Source organism: Streptomyces sp. NPDC004647, from assembly GCF_040609575.1.
Taxonomy (GTDB): Bacteria; Actinomycetota; Actinomycetes; order Streptomycetales; family Streptomycetaceae; genus Streptomyces.
On the sequence record NZ_JBEXKU010000053.1, the window covers coordinates 1 to 22,794 of the forward strand.

Below are 22,794 nucleotides of genomic sequence, written 5' to 3' on the forward strand. Positions count from 1 at the left end.
TCGCGTTCCTCGCACTGCTGGCCGGGACCGCACTGCTGTACCTCTGGAACCTCAGCTCCTCCGGCTACGCCAACTCCTTCACTCATGGAACCCGGCTGGAGGGCTTCGAGCTGTAGGGCAGTCCGGACGTGGCCGGCCCTACTGCTGGGCGCCGGCCTCGCCCCCGCCACTGGCAGCAGCGGCGCCCGCGTCGGCACCGGCGTCAGCGGCGCCACCGTCAGCGGCACCGGCACCCCCGGCACCGGCATCCCCGGCACCGGCGTCCGCAGCGCCACCATCGGCAGCCCCCGCGTCTCCGGCACCCGCGTCAGCCGCGCCGCCGTCCTCCGCGCCACCGGCCGCGGCACCGCCGTCTCCGGCACCGCCGCCCGCACCGATCTGGGCGCCCGTGGCTTCCAGCGCGGCGGTGACCGGCGCGAAGAAGGTCTCACCGCCCGCGGTGCAGTCACCGCTGCCGCCGGAGGTCAGCCCCACGGCCGAGTCCCCGGAGAACATCGCACCGCCGCTGTCACCGGGCTCGGCGCACACATCGGTCTGGATCAGACCGTTGACGATGTCCCCGTTGCCGTAGTTCACCGTGGCGTCGAGACCGGTCACCGCGCCATCGGTGGTCCCGGTCGTGCTGCCGCTGCGCTTCACCTCCATGCCCACGCTCGCCTCGGCGGCCTGGGTGATCTCCTGCTTGGTGCCGTCCTGCAGGTCCACCGAGCTCGGGGCTTCGACGGCCGCGTCGTCGTACTTGACGAGCGCGAAGTCGTTCTCCGGGAACTGGCTGTCCTGAACGGTGCCCACCGCCTCGGCACCGGCCTCGTCAGAGGTCCAGGTCTCCGATGCGTTGCCGCAGTGGCCGGCGGTGAGGAAGGCCGGCTCGCCCTGCACATCGACGTTGAAGCCGAGAGAGCAGCGCGATCCGCCGCCGAAGATGGCGTCGCCGCCCTCCAGGGCGCCGGCCGCCGCGTCGCCGCCGGCACCCGCACCGCCGGCACCCGCACCGCCGGCACCCGCACCGCCGTCGCCCGCACCGCCGGCAGCCGCGCCGCCCTCTTCGGCACCGCCCGCACCGGCACCCGCGTCGCCACCGGCACCCGCGTCGGCAGCGCCGCCGCCTTCCTCCGCGCCGCCCGCGGCGGCACCGGCGTCCGCCGCACCACCGGCGTCGGCGCCGGCATCGGCCGCACCACCGCCCGCTGCGGCGCCGGCATCGGCTGCGCCATCACCCTCGTCGAAGGGCTTGAACTCGCCGGCGGACCGCTTCACGGTCACCTTGCCGTCCATCCCGTCGACGGCCTTGTTGAGCGTGTCCATCTTCGAGCCGGTGACGGTCTTGTCCGCGAGGACGGAGACCTTGTTCGTCCGGGGGTCGATCGACCAGGCGGTGCCGGGCACCGAAGCCTGCTCCGTGAGCGTCCTGGTCGCCGACTTGAGCTCGGCCATGCTGTTCTCGACGACCTTCGCCACGGCGCCCTTGGCCCGTACGCTCTCGGCGCTCTCCTCGTCCAGCACGTTCATGACCAGCCGCTTCGATGTGCCGTCGAAGTACCAGCCGGCCGCGTCCTGACCGAGGTCTCCCGCGAGGGTGGTTCCGAGCTGTGCGGCCGCGCGGGGAGCGAATGACTTCGGGCTCGAGTCCGTGTCCGAACTCGCGTTGGCGTTGGGCAGGAGAATCGCCGCTGCGGCGACGGCGGCTGCGCTTGCTCCGACTATGGCGCCGGTCCGCTTGTTTACGCGTCGGTGGTTCAACTGACTGACCTCCAGTGGGGGGACGTGCCCGCGAGGGGTACGCCGGCCCGGTTCGTGCGAATACCGGTACGCAAGGCGGCTGGAGCGGTGTCCGTTCCGAGTACGGCGGTGGATACGCCACCCTCCGCGCCCTGTGCCTCGTGCCCCCACCCATACGGACGTCCTCGCCGAACCGCTCAATGCGAACTGTTTTCCGATGTTCGAGCCTCATGGCGGGTAGGGTCTGCCGATTGCCTCCCCTGCCGATGGCTCATCGACCAGAAGCGATTGACGGAATGTCAGCTCGAGAGCTGACGACCCGGCAGCACTCCCTGCGACCTCGGCAGCGGACTCCGGACACACCCCACGGGCACCACGCCTCTTCGGTCCACGGACGTCCACGGAAACCCTCCCGGGGTATTGACGGGACCCACGCGGCGCATCGCCCCGGGTTCGTCCGGCGAGAGCTGGGCACCCGGCCGCCAGGGGCGCGCCCCACCCGGCCCGTCCCACCCAGGCCCCGTAGCTCGGGAGGACGATCATGGGCAGCTCAGCAATAACCCGCACCGGCGGCAGCACGGCCTTGCACATGCTCGGGATCTATCTCAACGACCACCTGGCCGGTGCCACGGCCGGCGTCGAGCTTTCCCGGCGCATCGCCCATGAGTACCGCCACTCCCGCCTCGGTGGTGAGCTGGAGCGCCTCGCGGACGAGATCGCGCAGGACAGGGAGTCCCTGCTCCGGATCATGGACGCGCTCGGCGTACCCGCCCGCCGGTACAAGATCTATGGCGGCTGGGTGGGCGAGCGGATCGGGCGGCTGAAGCCCAACGGGCGCCTGCGGCGTCGCTCCGGACTCAGCACCGTCATCGAGCTCGAGGGCATGCGACTGGGGGTGGAGGGCAAGTCGCTGCTCTGGCGCACTCTGGAGACCGCGGCGGCCGGGGAGCCCCGTCTGGACACCGACCAGATCCACGAGCTTCTGGACCGCGCGAGGCGGCAGATCGAAGCCCTGGAGTCCCTGCGCATCAGCGCGGTCTCGGCCATCCTGACTCCCGCGCCGGAGGAGTGAATCCGCTCACCGCCCGCGGGGACGAACAGCCCAACACCCCTGCCGGACTGCGTCGTTGCGACAGACACCGGCCCCGCCGAGTGCGCATCCACCGGTTCGCCGGTCCGAGAATCCGCTCACGCCAGGAGTCTCCGCCAGGCACGCGGGCGGCCCCGGGCAGGGGAAGGCCCCGGCCAGGACGGGGGGACCTGGCCGGGGCCGGTATGGAGGGGCGCGAATCACTGCTCGGCAGTTGGGGACCGAGACCCTGCTCCGGCACCGCGCCTGCTAGGTAGTTTAATGGTGAACCGCGCGGGTTGAACTCTCTCAGCTCGTACACCAGTACGCAAGCCGTATACGACGTCGTGTCGACAGGGGCGAGAGGGCAACCCCAACAGGGAGCTTCACGTCCGGTCCGGCGGGCGTACGGGCGGGGTACGCCGATCCGGTGACCTTCCGCCGCGCCCTGCGCCGTGCGCGATCCCGGCGGCGGGAGGATTGTCCGATGAACCCCCCTTCCGGTCCCCCGGCACCCCACCTCGACCCGGGCGAGGCGAACAAAGGCCAGGACAAGGAATCGGGGCGGGCCGCGAACGAGTGGCGCCGGCTGCGCGCCGAAGCCCGCAAGGTGGTCGCCGGGTACTCACAGGACGCGGACGATCTGGCCTTCCTGCTCGAGGCTCTGGATCTGCACCCGGACACCGATGGCCGACCGGGCCGGACCCGCCCGCGCCCGACCGGCGAAGCGGGCCCGTAGCCCGCGCCACGGCCCGGAGCACGGAGCACCGCGCGGACCGCAGCCGAGCGCTGCAGCAGCGCCACGGCACTCGGACCGTCGCGCCCACCGGACCTGGCCCTGCCCACGTGCCCTGCGGCCCTGGGACCGGCACCGGTCCGGTCCCGTTCCGGAGGGCACGTGGGTAACACCCTCTCAGATACTGACGCCCTTCCCGCGGAGATAGGCCAGGGGATCGATGTCCGAACCGTAGCCGGGGCCGGTGCGCACCTCGAAGTGGAGGTGCGGGCCTGTGCTGTTGCCGGTCGATCCGGACCTGCCGATGCGCTGGCCGCCGTTGACCGGCTGACCCTCCCGGACGGAGAGCGCGGAGAGATGCGCGTACTGGCTGTACCGGCCGTCGTCGTGCCGGATGACGACCTGGTAGCCGTACGCGCCGCCCCAGCCCGCGGAGACGATTCGTCCGCTGCTGACGGCCCGCACCGAAGTGCCGGTGGAGACGGGGAAGTCGACGCCGGTGTGGTAGCCGCTGGACCAGCTGGCGCCGGAGGCCCGGTAGGGCGTGCCGGTGGCCGCTCCGCTCACGGGGCTGGTGAAGTCCGCCGTACGGGGCGCAGCGGCCTGCTTCTGAGTCCTGGGCTCGGACTGGGGCTTGGACTGGGGCTTGGACTGGGGCTTGGGTGCGGCCTTCGGTTCAGCGGTGTCCCGGCCCGCCCGCGGCCGCTCCGCCCTCCCGGCCGACGGCTTGTCGGCTGTCTTGGTGGACTGCCCCTCGAGGGAGAGCTTCTGGCCGGGAAGGATCAGGTCGGGGTCGGCGCCGATGACCTCGCGGTTGCCTTCGTAGAGCCGCTCCCAGCCGCCGTCGACGTCGCGCACCCGGGCAATCGTGAAGAGCGTGTCCCCGCTGACGACGGTGTAGGACTCCGGCCCGGAACGCTTCGACCGCTGGGTGGTGGGCCGCTCGGCGGTCCTGTCCTTCTGCGCCGTCCTGGCAGGCGCCTGCTTCTCCGGGGCGGAGGCCTTCTTCTGCACGGCGGGTAAGGCCCCGGGAGTTTCGCCGCCGCGTGTCAGTCCCGCCCTGTCCGAGCACACAGGCCAGGCGCCGGGCCCCTGGCCCTCGAGGACCTTCTCGGCGATGGCGATCTGCTGGTCCCTGGTGGCCAGGTCCGCGCGGGGGGCGTACTGGGTTCCGCCGTACTCCGCCCAGGTGCTCTGGGTGAACTGCAGTCCGCCGTAGAAGCCGTTGCCGGTGTTGATGCTCCAGTCGTTGGTGCTCTCGCACTCCGCCACCTTGTCCCAGGTTTCGGCGGGCGCGGCGGTCGCCCCGGAGGCGCCGACGAGCGGCAGGGCTATGCCGGCCCCGCCGGCGGTGACGGTCAGGGATGCCTGGGAGATTCGGTTCGGCCGGTAGCGGCGGTGGCGTCCACGTGCGGGCATAGAGCGCTTCCTCTCCTACGCCTGCGAGGTGAGCTGTCGGGTTCGGGCTGGAGTTGCCCGGCCACGCCCGGGGCGGTGCAGGTCCCGGCGTGTCTTCACCCCTAGCCGTCCGCGCGGCTCGCGCGGTGCGGCGTCCTCCTGGTTCCCCCGCTCCTGCCGTCATGGTCTTCGGCCTCCCCCCGGCCGACGGCAGGACTCGGCGTTCCGGCGGACAGGGACCCGCACGGGCGACTCGGCGGGCGCCGCAAAGATTAGGACGCCTATTCCGCTGCCACAAGGGAATGTCGATTTCCGGATATCAAGGGAGTGCCGATGGCTGAAATGGCGTCACTTCACGTTCTCGACCAACACGTTCACTTCAAGATCGGACCTTGGGAAATGGCGTCCGGAACTTCCCTGGCTGACGAAAATGGCCGGAACACGGCCGTCCGGACACAGAGAGCGAAGCGGAATGCATACTAGCGTGATATGCATCACAGACGAGGCTTGGAGGCGGCGCATGCAGGACCCCCTTCCTTCGGCGGACGAACTCGCGCGGATGTACGCCCTGGAGCCGCTGCCTTTGGAGGGCGGGCTGTTCCGCCGTACCTGGGCGGGGCCGCAGCAGCCCGACGGGCGCCCCTCGGGTTCGGCGATCCTCCTGCTGCTGTCGGCCGACGACGGTCACTTCTCCGCGATGCACCGGCTGCCGCGCGACGAGGTCTGGCACTTCTACCTCGGCGATCCAGTGGAGCTGCTGCTCCTGGAACCGGGCGGCGCGTCACGGGTGGAGGTGCTGGGCGGGCAGGTGGACGCCGGTGAACACGTGCAGTACGTCGTGCCGGGCCGCACCTGGATGGGGGCACGGGTACGCCCGGGGGGCGAGCGCGCGCTCCTCGGCTGCACGATGGCCCCGGGATTCGTCCCCGCCGACTACGAAGGCGGCGACGAGGAGGACCTGTGCGCGCGCTATCCGCTGCACGCGGAGCTCATTCGCGCGCTGTCCCGCGCCTCATGACCGGGCCGGGCCCGCAGAGCCAACTCCCCGGCCTCGACGGGCTGGTGGCGGTCGTGACCGGAGCCGGCGGCACGGTGGGGGCGGGGATCGCCGAGGAGTTCGCCCGGGCCGGCGCCCGCGTGGTGGCCCACCACCGTACGAGCGCGGAGCGCGCCCGGGAGCTGGTGGCCCGGATCGCCGAACAAGGCGGCGAGGCCTGGGCCGTGGCCGCCGACCTCACGGACGAAGCGGGCTGCGCCCGGCTGATGGAGGCCGCGCAGTCCCGGTTCGGCCGAGTGGACGCCCTCGTCAACAATGCCGGGGTCCAGCCGGTGCGGGATCTGCCGTCGATGACCGCGGCCGACTGGCGCGCGGTGGTCGACACCAACCTCACCAGCGCGTTCTCCTGCACGCAAGCGGCCGCAGGGGCGATGCGGCGGGAGGGCGCGGGCGGCGGGGGCGGCGGCACGATCACGCACATCGCTTCCATCGAGGGTTCCGCCCCCGCCCCCGGGCACGCGCACTATGCCGCGTCCAAGGCCGCCCTGATCATGCACGCGCGGGCCGCGGCGCTCGAGTACGGCCCCTACGGGATCCGGGTGAACACCGTCTCCCCGGGCCTGATCCACCGGCCCGATATCGAGGAGGAGTGGCCCGAGGGTGTGGAGCGCTACCGGAACGCGGCGCCGCTGGGGCGGTTGTGCCGTCCCGCCGACATCGGGCGCGCCTGTGTCTTCCTCGCCTCGCCGATGGCGGAGTGCGTCACCGGGCACGATCTCGTGGTGGACGCGGGAGTCACGGCGCGCCCGACGTGGTAGCGCGTACGCCGTGCGCGGGCCGGCCCGGGCGTCACCAGGGAAGCAGGCGGGGGTCGATGCGCTTCGCGGGGTCCGGCGGGGAGAGGAGCCCTGCGCCGGTGCCGCCGGCCTGTTGCAGCCAGCGGACGATGGCTCCGACGGCCCCTCCGTCCAGCTGGGCGAGGTCGCGGATGACGCGCCGGTCGTCGGGATGCGGCGGGATGGCGGCCCGGGTCAGCTCGGCGTGCAGCAGCAGCCGCTGGGCGTCGGACGAGTTGCGAACGCCGTTGACCGGGCCTGCGAGCGGGGACTCCTGCGCCTGCACCGGGAGCTCCATCGTGACAGCGAACGGGTCGGCCATGTTCGGTCGCCTCCTTCAAAGTGCCCATCGGAAGGGATGGTGCGGTTTCCCCTTTGCGACGGCGCGTCCGGCGGCGCGGTTGCGGAATCCTCGCGCTATCACCCGTCCGGCCGCACGGCGAGCGGGAGGGGTGCGTCGGCCGGGCACGGCTGAGGCGCCCCTCCCGCACGCGGGGAAGGGCGCCTCAGCCGGTCGGGAAGGTGCGTCGAACGCTCCGGTCCCGGTGTCGCGTTACCTCAGATGGAGACGCCGTGCTCCCGCAGGTAGGCGAGCGGGTCGATGTCCGAGCCGTAGTCCGGGCCGGTGCGCACCTCGAAGTGCAGGTGCGGGCCGGAGGAGTTGCCGGTCGAACCGGACAGGCCGATCTGCTGGCCGCCGGTGACCGACTGGCCGGCCGAGACGGACAGCGAGGACAGGTGGCCGTACTGGCTGTACTTGCCGTCCTCGTGGCGGATGACGACCTCGTTGCCGTACGAGCCGCCCCAGCCCGCGGAGACGACCTCGCCCGCGCCGATGGACTTCAGCGGGGTGCCGGTGGGTACGGGGAAGTCGGCGCCGGTGTGGTAGCCGCTGGACCAGCTGCCGCCGGCCTGGTGGTACGGGGTGCCGATCGTGGTGTCACCGACCGGAGCGGTGAAGCCGGAGGCGCTCTTGGCCTGCTGCTTCGGCTTGGCCTCGGCCTTGGGGGCGGCCTTGTGCGCGGCCTTCGGAGCCTCGGCCTTCGGAGCCTCGGCCTTGGGCGCGGCCTTGGGGGCCTGCTCCCGCTTCGGCTCGGCCTCGGCCTTGTCGCCGCCCACGGCGAGCTTCTGGCCCGGGCGGATCAGGTTCGGGTCGTCGCCGACGACCTTGCGGTTGTCCTCGTAGACCCGCTGCCAGCCGCCGTCGGTGTGCTTGGCGGTCGCGATCTTGTAGAGGGAGTCGCCCGGGACGACGGTGTACGACTCGGGCTTCGCCTCGCGCTTGCCCTCGGCCGGCGTGCTCTTGGGCTTCGGAGCGGCCTCGGACTTGGCCTTGGCGGGGGCCTGCCGGCCCTCGGTGGAGACCTCGGGGTCGGCACCGCCCTGGGTCAGACCGGCCTTGCCGGAGCACACGGGCCAGGCACCGGGGCCCTGGCTGTCGAGCACCTTCTCGGCGATGGCGATCTGCTGGTCCTTGGTCGCCTGGTCGGCGCGCGGCGCGTACTCGCTGCCGCCGAACGCGTTCCAGGTCTCCTCGGTGAACTGAAGTCCGCCATAGAACCCGTTGCCGTTGTTGATGCTCCAGTTGCCGGTGCTCTCGCACTCGGCGACCTTGTCCCAGGTGCTGACGGAGGCGGCGTTCGCCTGGCCGACACCGATGAGGGGAAGAGCGATACCGGCGCCGCCTGCGGCGGCGACGAGGGACACCCGGGAGATTCGGCCGGGGCGGTAGCGACGGTGACGTCCGCGTGCAGACATAGGTGGGTCCTCTCCTACGCCTGCGAGGTGAGCTGTCGGGTTCGGGCTGGAGTTGCCCGGCCGCGCCCTGAGCAGCGTCAAGCGCTGCGGCGCGTCTTCACCCCAAGCCGGACCGCACACCATCGCGCGGTACGGCACTTACCTGGTTCCCCCGCTCCTGCCGTGGTGCGTTTGTCGTTTCTCCCCCGGCCGGCGGCAGGACTCGGCGTTCCGGCTGGTGGCGCCCGCCCTTTCGATGGGCAGGCAGCGGCAAAAGTAAGCGCATTGATTTCTTCACCACAAGTGCCGGGTATTCCACGCATTCGGTATTAACGAGATCCACTCGACGCCGGGTCACGCTACGCTGCCGATCTTGGTCCCAGAGCGATAGGCATTACTACTGAACGGCTCTCATAATCTGCGTTCGGTAACCAAGTTGGCAGATTTGGGGCGTATCGAGTGCGCGGGGTCACATCAGGGCGGAACTCCTGTGAGATGGCTCACCCGCAGTCGAATTGCCCTATTTGGAGCCGAGGTTCTCCTTTGCTGCATTGCAGGCGCTAAGCAGTCTTTTGCCGCGCCGCATAGTATCTGCATTTGGCGCATGTCGGACACTCGCTGCTCGAACGCCCATAACAGGTGAAACGGATGATTCGACAGCGTGGTCACCGCGTTGTGCGCCGGGGTGGCGGCCCTCCCCCCGGTTATCGTGAGGTCCCTCGTCGCGGACCTTCGGAGTCAGTGTGCAGAGAGCGGAAGAGCTGATCGACCCCCCGTCATCGGTGCCGCCGGCACTGGGCGCGCGCGCGTCCCGTACGCTTCCTGGCCGGACCTCTCCGCCCGTCGTGGCGGCGGGCGCGCTGGTCATCGCCGTGGCCGTCGCCGTGGCGCTGGGAGGGAGCGGCTGGCTGTCCCAGCCGGCCGCACAGGCCTGGCGGACGATCTGCGTGGCCATCGTGATCCAGGCGCTGCCGTTCCTGCTGCTGGGCACCGCCCTGTCGGGCGCCATCAACGCCTTCGTCCCCGCCCGGGCCTTCAGCAGGGCGCTGCCGAAGAACCCTGCCCTCGCCGTCCCCGTCGCAAGTGCCGCGGGGGTGGTCCTGCCGGGGTGCGAGTGCGCCTCGGTGCCCGTGGCGGGGAGCCTGATCCGCCGCGGGGTGGCCCCGGCGGCCGCGCTGACGTTCCTCCTCTCGGCCCCCGCGGTGAATCCGATCGTGCTCACCGCCACGGCCGTCGCCTTCCCGGGAGCTCCGGAGATGGTGGTGGCCCGGCTCCTCGCCTCGCTCGCCGCTTCGGCGGCGATGGGCTGGCTGTGGATCCGTCTGGGCCGCCAGGAGTGGCTGCGCCTGCCGGCCCGGACCACCGGTCACACGCCGGGACACGACAGGTGGGAGGAGTTCCGGCTCGGCTTCCAGCACGACTTCCTGCACGCGGGGGGATTCCTGGTGCTGGGGGCGATGGCGGCCGCCACATTCAACGTCACGGTGCCGCGCTCGGTGCTGGACACCTTCTCCGCTTCGCCCTGGCTCTCCGTCATCTTCCTGGCCGCGCTGGCCATCGTGCTCGCCGTCTGTTCCGAGGCCGACGCGTTCGTCGCGGCCTCATTGACCGGTTTCTCCCCCACGGCCCGGCTCGCCTTCATGGTCGTGGGGCCCATGGTCGACCTGAAGCTCATGGCGCTGCAGTCCGGCACCTTCGGGCGGGCGTTCGCGATCCGGTTCGCCCCGGCGACCGCGGTGGTGGCCGTGGCGTGCAGCGCCCTGATCGGTTGGTGCCTGCTGTGAAGCGGAACATCCAGGTACTGCTGCTTCTGCTGTCCGGGGCCGGGCTGCTGCACATCTCGCTGTTCAGCGATGTGTATCTGCGGTACGTGAAGGAGGGCCTGCGGCTGCCGCTGATCATGTCGGCGCTGCTGCTGATCGCCCTGGGGCTGGTGGGGGCGGCACGCGACGGCTTCCCGCTCGCCCGGCCCGCCGAGGCCGGAGAACAGGGTCACGAGGACCACGGACACGGCCATGACCACAGCGGCGGACCGAAGATCGCCTGGCTGCTCTTCCTGCCCGCGATCACCCTGCTGTTCTTCGCACCGCCTGCCCTGGGCGCCTACACCGCCTCCCGGGGCGATGACACCGCCGTGGCGGAACAGGCGCGGTTCCCACCGCTGCCCGACCAGTCCCCCCATCCGATGTCGCTCTCGGCGTTCAGCTCGCGCGCGCGGCAGGACCCCGAACGCAGCCTGGAGGACCGCAGGGTCCGGATGACCGGCTTCGTCACGCCCGGCGAGGACGGCGGCTGGTATCTGACCCGTCTGGTCCTGAGCTGCTGCGCGGCGGACTCCCAGTCGATCAAGGTCGAGATGCACGGAGCCTCTCCCCCGTCGGCGGACAGCTGGGTCACGGTGACCGGCACCTGGCGTCCCGTGGGGAAGGTGGGCACCGCCTCAGCCGCGGCGGCCCTCGACACGGACGAGGTCCGCCGCATCCGGCAGCCCGCGAACCCGTACATGGACACCGCGCCGCCCGCGGCGTGACCGGGTGCGGCGCGGGGCAGCGCAGGGCGGGCGGGGTCAGCGAATCGGCATGCCGGAGAGGGTGCGGGCGATCACCAGGCGCTGGATCTCGCTCGTGCCCTCGAAAATGGTGTAGATCGCCGCGTCGCGGTGCATGCGCTCGACCGGGTATTCGCGGGTGAAGCCGTTGCCGCCGAGGATCTGCATCGCCTGGGCCGTCACCGACTTGGCCACCTCGCCGGCGTAGAGCTTGGACATCGAGCCCTCCGCCGAGGTGAAGGGCTTGGACGCGGCAGCCATCCACGAGGCGCGCCACACCAGCAGCCGGGCCGCGTCGATCTGGGTCCGCATGTCGGCGAGCTGGAAGGCGACGCCCTGGTTGTTGATGATGGGGCGGCCGAACTGCTCGCGGGTCTTGGCGTAGTCGAGGGCGACCTCGTACGCGGCGCGGGCGGTGCCGACCGCCATGGCGCCGACGGCCGGGCGGGAGGCCTCGAAAGTCGCCATCGCGGCGTTCTTCACGCGCTCGCCGCCGGCCTTCGCGCGCTCGCGGGAGCGGGCCAGGCGCTCGTCGAGCTTGTCCTTGCCACCGAGCAGGCAGTGGCCGGGGACACGTACGTCCTCCAGGACGACCTCGGCGGTGTGGGAGGCGCGGATGCCGTGCTTCTTGAACTTCTGGCCCTGGGAGAGGCCGGGCGTGTTCGGCGGAACGATGAAGGAGGCGTGGCCGCGCGCGCCGATCTCGGGGTCCACGACCGCCACGACGACGTGGACATTGGCGATGCCGCCGTTGGTCGCCCACGTCTTGGTCCCGTTCAGGACCCACTCGTCCTTGGCCTCGTCGTAGACCGCGCGGGTGCGCATGGCGGAGACGTCCGAGCCGGAGTCGGGCTCGGAGGAACAGAAGGCGGCGAGCTTCACATCGTCGGGGTCGCCGTACATCTGCGGGATCCAGGTGCCCACCTGCTCCTCCGTGCCGTTGGCGAGGACGCCCACCGCGGCCAGGCCGGTGCCGACGATGGACAGGCCGATGCCCGCGTCACCCCAGAAGAGCTCCTCCGTGGCCATGGGGATGCCGAGGCCGGTGGGGTCGAAGAACTGCTGGGCGTAGAAGTCGAGCGAGTACAGGCCGATCTTGGCGGCGTCCTGGATGACCGGCCAGGGCGTCTCCTCGCGTTCGTCCCACTCGGCCGCGGCGGGGCGCATGACATCCGCCGCAAAGCCGTGGACCCAGTCCCGGACAGCCTTCTGGTCGTCGTTGAGCTCGAGCGTGAACTCGGCCATGTCCCCTCCACGTGCTTGTTACTTGCGGTAACGGAAGTCTGTTACTGACTGGTAGGTCATGTCAACTCCCCGTTCCCCCTTCAATGCCCTGGGTAGCCAGGTGTTACGTTGCGCAGGCACCCAAGCAAGCGCGCACCGGGCGGGGAGAACACACCATGGAGACCAGTCAGCGGGACGACCAACAGCGAGCTGCTGCGCGACGCCGCAAAGAGCTGCTGGAAGCCGCGGACCGGGTCGTGCTGCGCGACGGGCCGGGCGCGTCCATGAACGCCATCGCCGCGGAGGCCGGGATCACCAAGCCGATCCTCTACCGGCACTTCGGCGACAAGGGCGGGCTGTACCGGGCCCTGGCCGCACGCCACACCGACGCCCTGCTCGACGGGCTGCGCGCCGCGCTCGACGCCCCCGCGCACCGCAGGGACCGGGTCGAGGCGACGCTGGACACCTATCTCGTCGCCATCGAGGCACGGCCCCAGGTGTACCGCTTCCTCATGCACCCCGCCGATTCCGACGAGTCCCAGACCGGGGAGCAGGGCTTCGACGTGGGCCGGCACTCGGCTCCCCTGCTGCGCCGGATGGGCGAGGAGCTCGCCCAGGTCATCGCCGAGCGGGTCGACCTCGGCCCGGACGGCGAGCAGCTGGCCCGGGTCTGGGGGCACGGCATCGTCGGCATGATGCACGCGGCCGGCGACTGGTGGCTGCGCGAACGGCCCTGCTCCCGGGACGAGTTGGTGCACAGCCTGGCCGATCTGCTCTGGGGGCGGCTGGCCGCGGCCGGCGACCGGATGGGCGGCCCCGGCTTCTGACGTACCCCGGCCACCGGGTGCGGGCATACGACGGGCATACGCGGCTAGGAACTCCAGGAGGCGCGGCGGGCCGCTCGGAGCACCCGGCGGCGCCGAAGCCCGGTCAGCCGGTCCGGGAAGACGCCGCCCTCCAGGTGGTCCATCTCGTGCTGCAGACAGCGCGCGAAGAATCCGGTGCCCTCGACGCGGACCGGCTCGCCGGTCCGCAACACGCCTTCGACGACGGTGTGGTCGAAACGGCGCGTCCCCGCCTCGATACCCGGGAGGGACAGACATCCCTCGGGGCCGGTCACGGTCACGCCGTCGGCCTCGACCAGCCGCGGGTTGACCACGTGTCCGAGGTTTCTGCGGTCCTCGTCGTCGGGGCAGTCGAAGACGAACACCCGTACCGGCAGCCCGATCTGGTTCGCGGCCAGGCCGACACCCTGGGCCGCGTACATCGTGGCGTACATGTCCTCGATCAGTCGCGCCAGTGCCGCGTCGAAGCGGGTGACCTCGAGGCAGGGTCCGTGCAGCACCGGGTCGCCGAGCAGCCGCATCGGCTTGACGAGTCCCGGACTGCCGGGAATAGCACTGTGTCGCACGCCCCAAGAGTACGGTCCTGACGGCAGCGGCAGGTCGGGCGGTGGCGGGGTTCGGGCCCGGCGCCGGACCTCGATAGGCTGAGCCCCGACCGAAGCCTCCCGGCCGGCGATCGGCGCGAGGGGGCGTACTCACCGGCCGGGTCTCCCAGGACCCCACCGGGAGCGGGCGCGGCGCCGGATGCAAGGAGGAACAAGGACGATGGCAGGTGCAGGCAGCACGGAGCCGCTGTCGCCGCGGGCAAAGCTGGCCGTGACGGCGGGCAAGGCCGCGGCGGCGGTGTCGCGGGCGGCGGGCCGCGGCAGCGGATCGGTGATCGGCGGCAAGGTGGCGCTGAGGCTCGACCCCGACTTGCTCGCCCGGCTGGCGGGACACCTCGATGTGATCCTGGTGTCGGCGACCAACGGCAAGACCACGACCACGCGGCTGATCGCGGAGGCGCTGCGGGCGAGCGGCCCGGTGGTCTCGAACGCGCTCGGCGCCAACATGCCCGCCGGCATCACCTCGGCGCTCTCCGGGGGCTCCGACGCCAAGTTCGGTGTCATCGAGGTCGACGAGAAGTACCTCTCCGGCGTCGCACGCGACGTCACTCCGAAGGCCATCGCCCTGCTGAACCTCTCCCGCGACCAGCTCGACCGGGCCGCGGAGACCCGCATGCTCGCCGAGAAGTGGCGTGAGGGCCTCTCCGGTACGAAGGCCACGGTGATCGCCAACTGCGACGACCCGCTGATCGTCTGGGCCGCCTCCTCCTCCCCCAATGTCGTGTGGGTCGCCGCCGGCCAGGAGTGGAAGGACGACGCCTGGTCCTGCCCGTCCTGCGGCGGTGTGCTGCAGCGCCCCGGTGACGACTGGGGCTGCGGCGAGTGCGGCTTCCGCCGCCCCACCCCGAGCTGGGCGCTGAACGGCGACCACGTCCTGGACCCGCACGGCTCCGCGTGGCCGATCCACCTCCAGCTCCCGGGCCGGGCGAACAAGGCGAACGCGACCACCTCCGCGGCCGTCGCCGCGACGTTCGGCGTACCGCCGCAGGTCGCCCTGGAGCGGATGTACCAGGTGCAGGCGGTCGCCGGCCGCTATGACGTCGTCGACTTCCAGCAGCGTCAGCTGCGGCTGCTGCTGGCGAAGAACCCGGCCGGCTGGCTGGAGACCTTCTCGCTGATCGACCCGCCCCCCACCCCGGTGATCCTCTCGGTCAACGCCCGCGGCGCGGACGGCACCGACACCTCCTGGCTGTGGGATGTGGACTACACCCGGCTCGCCGGGCACCCGATCTGCGTCCTCGGCGACCGCAAGCTGGACCTCGCGGTACGGCTTGAGGTCGCGGGCCTGGAATTCCGGGTCTGCGAGAGTGTGGACGAGGCCGTGCAGCTGTCCCCGCCCGGCCGCATCGAGACCATCGCCAACTACACCGCCTTCCAGGACCTGCGCCGCCGCGTGGGCAACTGACCGGCCCGTACCACGTAAAGGATTGCGAGCATGAGCGACAACAGCCTGCGCCTGGTGTGGGTCTACCCGGACCTGCTGAGCACCTACGGCGATCAGGGCAACGCGCTGGTGGTGGAGCGGCGGGCCCGTCAGCGGGGTCTGGACGTGGCACGGGTGGACGTACGGTCCGACCAGCCGCTGCCCACCTCCGGTGACATCTATCTGATCGGCGGCGGGGAGGACCGGCCGCAGCGGCTGGCGGCGGAGCGGCTGCGTCGTGACGGCGGACTGAACCGCGCGGTCGCCAACGGCGCGATCGTCTTCTCCGTCTGCGCCGGATACCAGATTCTGGGACACGAGTTCATCAACGACCTCGGCGAGCGCGAGGCGGGCCTCGGGCTGCTCGATGTGGTGAGCACCCGCGGCGAGAACGAGCGGTGCGTCGGCGATGTGCTGGCCGACATCGACGAGCGCCTGAACCTGCCGCCGCTGACCGGTTTCGAGAACCACCAGGGCATCACGCATCTGGGTCCGACGGCGCGCCCCTTCGCCCGGGTCCGGTTCGGCAAGGGGAACGGCACCGGGGACGGCTTCGAGGGCGCGTACAACGACACCGTCTTCGGCACGTACATGCACGGCCCGGTGCTGGCACGCAACCCGCTCATCGCCGACCTGATGCTGAAGCTGGCGCTGGATGTGAACGCGCTGCCGCCGGCCGACGACCGCTGGTACGAGGCGCTGCGCCAGGAGCGCATCGCCGCGGCCACCCAGCCCGCCTGACCGCTGGTACGTCCCCGCCGTCCATCGCTTGTAGGGTGGCGGGGATTCCAGCCGGACGACGCGGTCCGGCCGTCCTGCTCAGCTGCAGAGGTATTTCGAGCGATGCGCATTGGTGTGCTCACATCCGGCGGCGACTGCCCCGGCCTGAACGCGGTCATCCGGTCGGTCGTGCACCGGGCCGTGGCGGACCACGGTGACGAGGTCATCGGCTTCCACGACGGCTGGAAAGGCCTTCTGGAGTGCGACTACCGCAAGCTCGACCTGGATGCCGTCGGCGGCATCCTGGCCCGCGGCGGAACCATCCTCGGTTCGTCGCGGGTACAGCCCGCCCATCTGCGCGACGGTGTGGAGCGGGCCAGGGGGCATGTCGCCGAGCTCGGTCTCGACGCGATCATTCCGATCGGCGGCGAGGGCACGCTCAAGGCGGCCCGGATGCTTTTCGACGGCGGGCTGCCGATCGTCGGCGTGCCGAAGACCATCGACAACGACATCTCCTCCACCGATGTGACCTTCGGCTTCGACACGGCTGTGGGCGTGGCGACGGAGGCCCTGGACCGGCTGAAGACGACGGCCGAGTCGCACCAGCGCGTGCTGATAGTCGAGGTCATGGGGCGGCACACCGGCTGGATCGCGCTGCACTCGGGCATGGCGGCCGGCGCGCACGCGATCGTCGTGCCCGAACGGCCCTTCGACATCGCCGAGTTGACGCGGGTGGTGGGCGCCCGGTTCTCGGCGGGCAAGAAGTTCGCGATCGTGGTCGTCGCCGAGGGCGCCAAGCCGCGCGAGGGCACGATGCAGTGGGACGAGGGCGGCAAGGACGTCTACGGGCACCAGCGGTTCGCCGGTGTGGCCCGCCAGCTCTCCGTCGAGCTGGAGGAGCGCCTGGAGAAGGAGGCGCGGCCGGTGATTCTCGGCCATGTGCAGCGGGGCGGCACCCCGACGGCGTACGACCGTGTCCTGGCCACCCGGTTCGGCTGGCACGCGGTGGAGGCGGCGCACCGCGGCGACTTCGGGATGATGACGGCGCTGCGCGGCACGGAGATCACGCTCGTACCGCTGGCCGAGGCCGTGGAGACGCTGAAGACGGTGCCGGAACACCGGTACACCGAGGCCGAGACCGTGCTGTGAACTGAAACCTCGGACAGCAGCGTGGAACCGCCCCCGGCCGGAGCTCCGGCCGGGGGCGGTTCTAGTCTGTTGCGGAACGCATCGGTGCGAATCAGGAGCGAGTGGATGGATCACGGCGGGCACGGCATGACGACGGATCTGCCGCCGTTCACCCTGGGGCGGGGGCTCGAGTTCACCGGGGAGCCGTTCTTCACCGTCGGCTGTCTGCTGGCACTGGTGCTGTACGGCTGGGCCGTGGTGCGGCTGCGGCGGCGCGGCGACGGGTGGCCGGTGGGCCGTACCGTCTCGTTCGCGATCGGTGTGCTCACGGTCGCGCTGGTGATGTGCACGGCCATCAATGACTACGGCATGGTCATGTTCAGTGTGCACATGGTGCAGCACATGGTGATCAGCATGCTGTCGCCGATCCTGCTGCTGCTGGGCGCGCCGGTGACGCTGACGCTGCGGGCGCTGCCGTCCGCGGGGCGGGGCCGGAAGGGGCCGCGCGAGCTGCTGGTGGCTCTGCTGCACAGCCGCTACCTGCGGATCATCACGCATCCGGCGTTCACGATCCCGCTGTTCATCGCGAGCCTGTACGCCCTGTACTTCACTCCGCTCTTCGACTTCCTCATGGGCAGCACGGCCGGGCACCTCGCGATGATGGTGCACTTCCTCATGGTGGGCCTGGTCTTCTTCTGGCCGATCATGGGGGTGGACCCGGGGCCGCACCGGCCGGGCTACGTGATGCGGATGCTGGAGCTGTTCGCGGGGATGCCGTTCCACGCCTTCTTCGGGATCGCGCTGATGATGGCCACGGAACCGATGATCGCCACGTACCGGAACCCGCCCACGTCGCTGGGGATCGACGCGCTCTCCGATCAGAACGCGGGGGGCGGGATCGCGTGGGCGTTCAGCGAGATCCCCTCAGTGGTCGTGCTGGTGGCGCTGGTGTTCCAGTGGTACCGGTCCGAGCAGCGGCAGGCGCAGCGTACGGACCGGGCCGCGGACCGCGACGGGGACAAGGAGCTCGCCGCGTACAACGCGTATCTCGCCTCGCTACAGGCGCGCGGCCGGTAGACCGGCGGCCCGGCCGGACGATCGGCGGTCCGGCGCGAGGAACGGCTGCCGGAAACGGCGGGCGGAGAACGGCAGGCGGGAGCAGCAGCGCTCCGCCGGTAGCGGTGTACGCCGCCCACGGGGGACGATGGTCTCGTTGACCGCGGCCCGGTGCAGTGTCGCCCGGGCTGCCGGGAGGAGGGTACGTGATGCCCGGATCTGCGAAGACCATGGCGGTACTGACGGTGGGCGGGCTGGTCCTGGTGACCGCGTACACCGTCGCTCTGGGCGGCAGCGGCTGGCTGTGGTTCGCCTGGGTGGTGCTCGGCCTGGTGACACTCGGCGTGCTGACCACGAACAACACGCACCGCGCTTGAGCGGCCCGACCCGCTCCGGGGCGTCGCGAGCGACTCCGCCCATCTCGCCGATTTCATCAACACCATCAAGGGGCACGGCGCGCCGGCTCCCGCACCAAGGAGGTCGACTCCTCGCACCCCGTATCGGTCTCCCGCCCGGGCGCCGTCACCGACATGATCCGTGACGCCGCCCAGGCACAACGCTGAGCCCGCGGGGGACCGCCGGGACCCGGAATCCGGGGTCCGGCCTCGGATCCGAGGGTGACCGGGCCGCCGTCCGGGACTCGCCGCCACCCCCACGCCACGCCGAACCGGAGAGGACCCGCGTCATGGGAAGCATCACCACCGCTGACGGCACAGAGATCTTCTACAAGGACTGGGGAACCGGGCGGCCGGTCGTGTTCAGCCACGGCTGGCCCCTCAACGGCGACGCCTGGGACGACCAGGCCCATCTGGTCGCCGGCAACGGCTTCCGCGCGATCGCGCACGACCGCCGCGGACACGGCCGCTCCAGCCAGCCGTGGAACGGCAACGACATGGACACCTACGCCGACGACCTCGCTGCCCTCATCGAACAGCTCGACCTGCGCGATGTGATCCTGGTCGGCCACTCGACCGGCGGCGGCGAGGTGACCCGCTACATCGGCCGCCACGGCACCGCCCGGGTCGCCAAAGCGGTGCTCCTGGGCGCCGTTCCTCCGCTGATGCTCAAGACGGACGCCAACCCCGAAGGGCTGCCGATCGATGTCTTCGACGGTATCCGCGCCGGTGTCCGCAGCGACCGCTCGCAGTTCTACAAGGACTTCAGCGAGTCCTTCTACGGCGCCAACCGGCCCGGCTCGTCCGTCTCCCAGGGCGTCCGCGACACGTTCTGGCTGTGGAGCATGCAGGTCGGACTCAAGGGGGCACTCGACTGCATCAAGGCCTTCTCCGAGACCGACTTCACCGAGGACCTCAAGCGCTTCGACATCCCCGCCCTCATCGCCCACGGGGACGACGATCAGATCGTGCCCATGGGCGCGGCCGCCCTGAAGTCGGTTGAGCTCGTCCAGGACGCCGCCCTCAAGGTCTACCCCGGCGCCCCGCACGGCCTGTCGGCGGTCGGCCCCTTCAAGGAGGAGTTCAACGCCGACCTGCTCGCCTTCATCAACAGCTGACGGCCGTTTCCCGCCTCCCACCTGAGTGGGCGGCGGGAAACGGGCTCTCCCCAGTCGGTCATGCCATCAGAGCAGCTCAGTGGTGGTGTTCGCGCAGTACGGTGACGGCCCGGTAGAAGGCGGAGTCGCGGTGCTCGGTGAACTCCTCGTCGGTGAGGACCGGTTCCTTGACGTGCGGCGGAATGCCGGGGCGTCGAAGGGACCGCCGGAGGCTGGGTGCACGTACAGGGGCTGGGGGTGGGTGAAGCGGTTGCGCAGACAGCCCTGACCGCCGGGCAGGTCGGCGTGGAGCCACGTCGTGCGTGCCCTCCGGGCCCGGTCTCTCCTGCCCGCTCCGGCCCGGGTGGACCGGAGTGCGGGAGAGATACGGTGCCGTCGCAGCAATGTGCCACATATCTGACGCCCCATCACTAATATCGGCAAGGGTTCAGCATGGGTCCGGGCGGAGACGGATACACGGGACCACATCTGCACCTACGCTGACGTCCCCCGGGATGCCCGATGACCAGGCACAACGCAGCCCAGATGTCGATTCCGGCAGAATAGGGAGCGCCCCGTGTTCTACTACGTGCTCAAGTACGTGCTTCTGGGGCCGCTGCTGCGGCTGCTGTTCCGGCCGCGGATCGAGGGTCTGGAGCACGTCCCGCAGGAGGGTGCGGCGATCATCGCCGGAAACCACCTCTCCTTCTCCGACCACTTCCTGATGCCGGCGATTCTGCGCCGCCGGATCACCTTCCTCGCGAAGGCCGAGTACTTCACCGGGCCGGGGCTCAAGGGCCGGCTGACGGCGGCGTTCTTCCGCAGCGCCGGCCAGATCCCGGTCGACCGCTCGGGCCGGCAGGCCGCCCAGAACGCCATCAAGGAAGGGCTGGGTGTGCTGAGCCAGGAGGAGCTGCTGGGGATCTATCCCGAGGGCACGCGTTCGCACGACGGGCGGCTCTACAAGGGACGCGTCGGGGTGGCGGCCATGGCGCTCAAGGCGCAGGTACCGGTGGTGCCCTGCGCCATGGTCGGCACCTTCGAGGTGCAGCCGCCGGGACGGAAGATCCCCCGCATCAAGCGGATCACCATCCGCTTCGGAGAGCCGCTGGAGTTCTCACGTTACGCGGGCATGGCCGACGAGCGTGCGGCGCTCCGCGCGGTCACCGACGAGATCATGTACGAGATCCTGCGGTTGTCGGACCAGGAATACGTCGACCGGTACGCCACCGACGTCAAGGCCGAGCAGCATGCCCAGCAGCGCAGGCCGCGGCTGTTGCACTGACGGTGCATCGGTGCACTGACGGGTGTATCGGCGCACGGACCGATCCGGTCCCGCAGCGTCGACGGCCGGAGACGGCCGGAGGCGGCCGGAGACGGCGACCGGACGGCCGAAGACGGCGAGGGGACGGCCGGGAGGTCCGGCCGTCCCCTCGTTCCGTGTCAGCCGTGCGGGGTCAGTGCACGGTCGGCAGGTCGGCAGCGGCCTTCTTGGCGGCCGCGGCCTGGTCCGGCTTCGGTGTGGCGTGCGGCTCGCACGTCACGTCGCGCCGGTCAACGGTGCCCTTGAGCAGGTAGGCGTCCACCCGCTCGTTGATGCAGGAGTTGACCAGACTGGTGACGCCGTGCGAGCCGGCGTCCTTCTCCGTGATGAGCCGCGAGCCCTTGAGCCGCTTGTGCAGCTCGACGCCACCCTCGTACGGGGTGGCGGCGTCACGCGCGGACTGCACGATGAGCACCTGCGGCAGGCCCTTGCCGGTCTTGACCTCCAGCGGTGTCTGCTGCGGGGCGCCCCAGGTGGCGCAGGGCAGGTTCATCCAGGCGTTGGACCAGGTCAGGAAGGGGTAGTCCCGGTGAAGCCGGGTGTTGTCCCGGTCCCATTTCCGCCAGCTGGTCGGCCACTTGGCGTCGGCGCACTCCACCGCCGTGTAGACGGCGTTGCCGTTCTCGGCGGAGATGTTGCCGGCGGTGTCGGACATGTCCGGGCCGGCCGCCTCGACCAGCGCCTTCTCGTCTCCCGCGAGGTACTTGCTCCAGACGCTCGCGACCGACGCCCACGCGGAGTCGTAGTACGGCGCGCTCTGGAAGAAACCGAGCAGCTCGGCCGGGCCGACGACCCCGCCGACCGGGTTCTTCCTGACCTTCGCGCGCAGGGTGTCCCACTGCTTCTGGACCTTCTGCGGGGTGTCGCCGATGTGGTAGGCCGCGTCGTTCTTGGCGACCCAGGCCTTCCAGTCGTTCCAGCGCAGCTCGAAGGCCACGTCCTGGTCCAGGTTGGCCTGGTACCAGATCTTCTGGCGCGAGGGGTTGACGACGCTGTCCACGATCATGCGGCGCAGGTGGTCCGGGAACAGTGTGGCGTACACGCCGCCCAGGTAGGTGCCGTACGAGACGCCGAGGAAGTTGAGCTTCTTCTCGCCGAGCGCGGCCCGGATGACGTCCAGGTCGCGTGCGGTGTTCGGCGTGGTCATATGCGGCAGCATCGCGCCGCTGCGGTCCTTGCAGCCGTCCGCGTACTCCTTGGCCAGCTTGCGCTGGACGCGCTTGTCGGCCTCGCCGTCGGGCACCGGGTCGAGCTTGGGCGCCTTGACGAACTCCTGCGGGTCCACACACGAGATGGCCGCGGAGTGGCCGACGCCGCGCGGGTCGAAGCCCACGAAGTCGTACGCCTTGGCGGTCTTCACCCACAGCGGGCTCTTGGTGGTGGTCCGGAGCGGGAAGCGCATTCCGGAGCCGCCCGGTCCGCCCGGGTTGTAGACGAGGGAGCCCTGGCGCTCCTTGGCGGTACCAGTGCTGACCGCGCGGTCAACCGCGATCTTGATGGTGCGGCCGTTCGGCTTGGCGTAGTTGACCGGAACAGTGACATATCCGCACTGAACGGGCTTGGCCAGGCCCCAGTCCGCCGGACAGTCCTTCCAGCCGATGCCCTTCTCAGCGGCCCGGGCGGCGGCCGTCCGGACGCCACGTGCCTCGGCGTTGCCGCCCTGTCGCTTTCCGTCTGCGCTGGCGCTCGGCGCGACCATGGCGCCGGCGATCAGCGTTCCGGCTATCAGTGTGCCGGCCGAGCCGAGCACCGCTGTGCGTCTCACGATGTCATTCCCCCTGCTTGGTGCGCCGGTCGTGGCGCGGTGATCACAGAGCTTGCAAAAGAGGATCCTTTCGTCTCCGGGCAGGGGAGCGATAGATCGTGCCGGAGATTCTTTACCAAGACGTCAACTTCCCGGCGCTCGGCGGCTCGGGAACACCTCGGCGGCGGAAGGT

The 22,794-nt window shown here is 70.8% G+C and carries 21 protein-coding genes and 1 riboswitch; of the genes, 14 read left to right on the forward strand and 7 right to left on the reverse strand.

The window, feature by feature from the left end; translation table 11 throughout:
• Positions 1-138: 138 nt before the first annotated feature.
• The gene (locus tag ABZW18_RS22650) at positions 139-1,740 is read right to left on the reverse strand and encodes a S1 family peptidase (protein ID WP_356190143.1); all 1,602 of its coding nucleotides are present in this window, start codon (positions 1,738-1,740) and stop codon (positions 139-141) included.
• 520 nt (positions 1,741-2,260) lie between these two features.
• Between ABZW18_RS22650 and ABZW18_RS22655 the strand changes: the two genes are divergently transcribed.
• Both ABZW18_RS22655 and ABZW18_RS22660 read left to right on the forward strand, forming a co-directional pair.
• Positions 2,261-2,791: a hypothetical protein gene (locus tag ABZW18_RS22655; RefSeq protein WP_356190145.1), complete on the forward strand. Its 531-nt coding sequence runs from the start codon at positions 2,261-2,263 to the stop codon at positions 2,789-2,791.
• A gap of 484 nt (positions 2,792-3,275) precedes the next feature.
• Positions 3,276-3,527, forward strand: coding sequence for a hypothetical protein (locus ABZW18_RS22660; RefSeq protein ID WP_356190147.1), 252 nt, complete (start codon positions 3,276-3,278; stop codon positions 3,525-3,527).
• A gap of 174 nt (positions 3,528-3,701) precedes the next feature.
• Here ABZW18_RS22660 and ABZW18_RS22665 read toward each other — a convergent pair whose 3' ends face one another.
• Complete coding sequence (locus ABZW18_RS22665; protein ID WP_356190149.1) at positions 3,702-4,943, reverse strand: transglycosylase family protein; 1,242 nt, start codon at positions 4,941-4,943, stop codon at positions 3,702-3,704.
• A 499-nt stretch (positions 4,944-5,442) separates the two neighbouring features.
• On the opposite strand from ABZW18_RS22665, the gene ABZW18_RS22670 reads away from it, so the two are divergent.
• Together ABZW18_RS22670 and ABZW18_RS22675 are read left to right on the forward strand one after the other, a co-directional pair.
• Positions 5,443-5,940, forward strand: a complete 498-nt coding sequence (locus tag ABZW18_RS22670) for a cupin domain-containing protein (RefSeq protein WP_356190152.1) — start codon at positions 5,443-5,445, stop codon at positions 5,938-5,940.
• Positions 5,937-6,737 carry an SDR family oxidoreductase gene (locus ABZW18_RS22675; RefSeq protein WP_356190154.1) on the forward strand — a complete coding sequence of 267 codons (801 nt, stop codon included), beginning with the start codon at positions 5,937-5,939 and terminating at the stop codon, positions 6,735-6,737. The genes ABZW18_RS22670 and ABZW18_RS22675 overlap by 4 nt, the downstream gene beginning before the upstream one ends.
• Positions 6,738-6,768: 31 nt before the next feature.
• Here ABZW18_RS22675 and ABZW18_RS22680 read toward each other — a convergent pair whose 3' ends face one another.
• Together ABZW18_RS22680 and ABZW18_RS22685 are read right to left on the reverse strand one after the other, a co-directional pair.
• The gene (locus ABZW18_RS22680; RefSeq protein WP_356190156.1) at positions 6,769-7,077 is read right to left on the reverse strand and encodes a hypothetical protein; all 309 of its coding nucleotides are present in this window, start codon (positions 7,075-7,077) and stop codon (positions 6,769-6,771) included.
• Positions 7,078-7,313: 236 nt separating this feature from the next.
• On the reverse strand, positions 7,314-8,513 hold the full coding sequence (locus ABZW18_RS22685) for a transglycosylase family protein (protein WP_356190158.1): 1,200 nt from the start codon (positions 8,511-8,513) through the stop codon (positions 7,314-7,316).
• A gap of 4 nt (positions 8,514-8,517) precedes the next feature.
• A riboswitch (cyclic di-AMP (ydaO/yuaA leader) is annotated at positions 8,518-8,693 on the reverse strand.
• Between the two features lie 593 nt (positions 8,694-9,286).
• Here ABZW18_RS22685 and ABZW18_RS22690 point away from each other — a divergent pair.
• Together ABZW18_RS22690 and ABZW18_RS22695 are read left to right on the forward strand one after the other, a co-directional pair.
• Positions 9,287-10,276, forward strand: coding sequence for a permease (locus ABZW18_RS22690; RefSeq protein WP_356190255.1), 990 nt, complete (start codon positions 9,287-9,289; stop codon positions 10,274-10,276).
• The gene (locus ABZW18_RS22695; protein WP_356190160.1) at positions 10,273-11,022 is read left to right on the forward strand and encodes a TIGR03943 family protein; all 750 of its coding nucleotides are present in this window, start codon (positions 10,273-10,275) and stop codon (positions 11,020-11,022) included. Before ABZW18_RS22690 ends, ABZW18_RS22695 begins: the two co-directional genes overlap by 4 nt.
• 36 nt (positions 11,023-11,058) lie before the next feature.
• Here ABZW18_RS22695 and ABZW18_RS22700 read toward each other — a convergent pair whose 3' ends face one another.
• Complete coding sequence (locus ABZW18_RS22700; RefSeq protein ID WP_356190162.1) at positions 11,059-12,285, reverse strand: acyl-CoA dehydrogenase family protein; 1,227 nt, start codon at positions 12,283-12,285, stop codon at positions 11,059-11,061.
• Positions 12,286-12,440: 155 nt separating this feature from the next.
• Between ABZW18_RS22700 and ABZW18_RS22705 the strand changes: the two genes are divergently transcribed.
• Positions 12,441-13,091, forward strand: coding sequence for a TetR family transcriptional regulator (locus ABZW18_RS22705; RefSeq protein ID WP_356190164.1), 651 nt, complete (start codon positions 12,441-12,443; stop codon positions 13,089-13,091).
• Positions 13,092-13,135: 44 nt separating this feature from the next.
• On the opposite strand, the gene def is transcribed toward ABZW18_RS22705, so the two are convergent.
• Positions 13,136-13,675, reverse strand: a complete 540-nt coding sequence (gene def, locus ABZW18_RS22710; RefSeq protein ID WP_356190167.1) for a peptide deformylase — start codon at positions 13,673-13,675, stop codon at positions 13,136-13,138.
• A gap of 199 nt (positions 13,676-13,874) precedes the next feature.
• Here def and ABZW18_RS22715 point away from each other — a divergent pair, with 199 nt between their 5' ends.
• The 7 genes from ABZW18_RS22715 to ABZW18_RS22745 all read left to right on the forward strand — a co-directional run bounded on the left by ABZW18_RS22715 (position 13,875) and on the right by ABZW18_RS22745 (position 20,818).
• Positions 13,875-15,119: a MurT ligase domain-containing protein gene (locus ABZW18_RS22715; protein WP_356190169.1), complete on the forward strand. Its 1,245-nt coding sequence runs from the start codon at positions 13,875-13,877 to the stop codon at positions 15,117-15,119.
• A gap of 30 nt (positions 15,120-15,149) precedes the next feature.
• Positions 15,150-15,878: a glutamine amidotransferase gene (locus tag ABZW18_RS22720; protein WP_356190171.1), complete on the forward strand. Its 729-nt coding sequence runs from the start codon at positions 15,150-15,152 to the stop codon at positions 15,876-15,878.
• A 102-nt stretch (positions 15,879-15,980) separates the two neighbouring features.
• Positions 15,981-17,006, forward strand: coding sequence for a 6-phosphofructokinase (locus ABZW18_RS22725; protein WP_356190173.1), 1,026 nt, complete (start codon positions 15,981-15,983; stop codon positions 17,004-17,006).
• 105 nt (positions 17,007-17,111) lie between these two features.
• Positions 17,112-18,062 carry a cytochrome c oxidase assembly protein gene (locus ABZW18_RS22730; RefSeq protein ID WP_356190175.1) on the forward strand — a complete coding sequence of 317 codons (951 nt, stop codon included), beginning with the start codon at positions 17,112-17,114 and terminating at the stop codon, positions 18,060-18,062.
• Between the two features lie 188 nt (positions 18,063-18,250).
• Positions 18,251-18,418, forward strand: a complete 168-nt coding sequence (locus tag ABZW18_RS22735) for a hypothetical protein (protein ID WP_356190178.1) — start codon at positions 18,251-18,253, stop codon at positions 18,416-18,418.
• A 308-nt stretch (positions 18,419-18,726) separates the two neighbouring features.
• On the forward strand, positions 18,727-19,554 hold the full coding sequence (locus ABZW18_RS22740) for an alpha/beta hydrolase (protein ID WP_356190180.1): 828 nt from the start codon (positions 18,727-18,729) through the stop codon (positions 19,552-19,554).
• 556 nt (positions 19,555-20,110) lie between these two features.
• Positions 20,111-20,818 carry a lysophospholipid acyltransferase family protein gene (locus ABZW18_RS22745; protein WP_356190183.1) on the forward strand — a complete coding sequence of 236 codons (708 nt, stop codon included), beginning with the start codon at positions 20,111-20,113 and terminating at the stop codon, positions 20,816-20,818.
• A gap of 172 nt (positions 20,819-20,990) precedes the next feature.
• On the opposite strand, the gene ABZW18_RS22750 is transcribed toward ABZW18_RS22745, so the two are convergent.
• A complete protein-coding gene (locus ABZW18_RS22750) occupies positions 20,991-22,622 on the reverse strand; it encodes an alpha/beta hydrolase (protein WP_356190185.1) in 1,632 nt (543 codons plus the stop codon).
• Positions 22,623-22,794 lie beyond the last annotated feature (172 nt).

Excerpts from the sequence above, each read along its gene's own strand:
- ABZW18_RS22730 (WP_356190175.1), top strand. The coding sequence starts at position 17,112 with ATGGATCACGGCGGGCACGGCATGACGACGGATCTGCCGCCGTTCACC.
- ABZW18_RS22720 (WP_356190171.1), top strand. The coding sequence starts at position 15,150 with ATGAGCGACAACAGCCTGCGCCTGGTGTGGGTCTACCCGGACCTGCTG.
- ABZW18_RS22735 (WP_356190178.1), top strand. The coding sequence starts at position 18,251 with ATGCCCGGATCTGCGAAGACCATGGCGGTACTGACGGTGGGCGGGCTG.
- ABZW18_RS22700 (WP_356190162.1), bottom strand. The coding sequence starts at position 12,285 with ATGGCCGAGTTCACGCTCGAGCTCAACGACGACCAGAAGGCTGTCCGG.
- ABZW18_RS22740 (WP_356190180.1), top strand. The coding sequence starts at position 18,727 with ATGGGAAGCATCACCACCGCTGACGGCACAGAGATCTTCTACAAGGAC.
- ABZW18_RS22685 (WP_356190158.1), bottom strand. The coding sequence starts at position 8,513 with ATGTCTGCACGCGGACGTCACCGTCGCTACCGCCCCGGCCGAATCTCC.
- ABZW18_RS22660 (WP_356190147.1), top strand. The coding sequence starts at position 3,276 with ATGAACCCCCCTTCCGGTCCCCCGGCACCCCACCTCGACCCGGGCGAG.
- ABZW18_RS22680 (WP_356190156.1), bottom strand. The coding sequence starts at position 7,077 with ATGGCCGACCCGTTCGCTGTCACGATGGAGCTCCCGGTGCAGGCGCAG.
- ABZW18_RS22675 (WP_356190154.1), top strand. The coding sequence starts at position 5,937 with ATGACCGGGCCGGGCCCGCAGAGCCAACTCCCCGGCCTCGACGGGCTG.
- ABZW18_RS22670 (WP_356190152.1), top strand. The coding sequence starts at position 5,443 with ATGCAGGACCCCCTTCCTTCGGCGGACGAACTCGCGCGGATGTACGCC.
- ABZW18_RS22655 (WP_356190145.1), top strand. The coding sequence starts at position 2,261 with ATGGGCAGCTCAGCAATAACCCGCACCGGCGGCAGCACGGCCTTGCAC.
- ABZW18_RS22715 (WP_356190169.1), top strand. The coding sequence starts at position 13,875 with ATGGCAGGTGCAGGCAGCACGGAGCCGCTGTCGCCGCGGGCAAAGCTG.
- ABZW18_RS22665 (WP_356190149.1), bottom strand. The coding sequence starts at position 4,943 with ATGCCCGCACGTGGACGCCACCGCCGCTACCGGCCGAACCGAATCTCC.
- ABZW18_RS22705 (WP_356190164.1), top strand. The coding sequence starts at position 12,441 with ATGGAGACCAGTCAGCGGGACGACCAACAGCGAGCTGCTGCGCGACGC.
- ABZW18_RS22725 (WP_356190173.1), top strand. The coding sequence starts at position 15,981 with ATGCGCATTGGTGTGCTCACATCCGGCGGCGACTGCCCCGGCCTGAAC.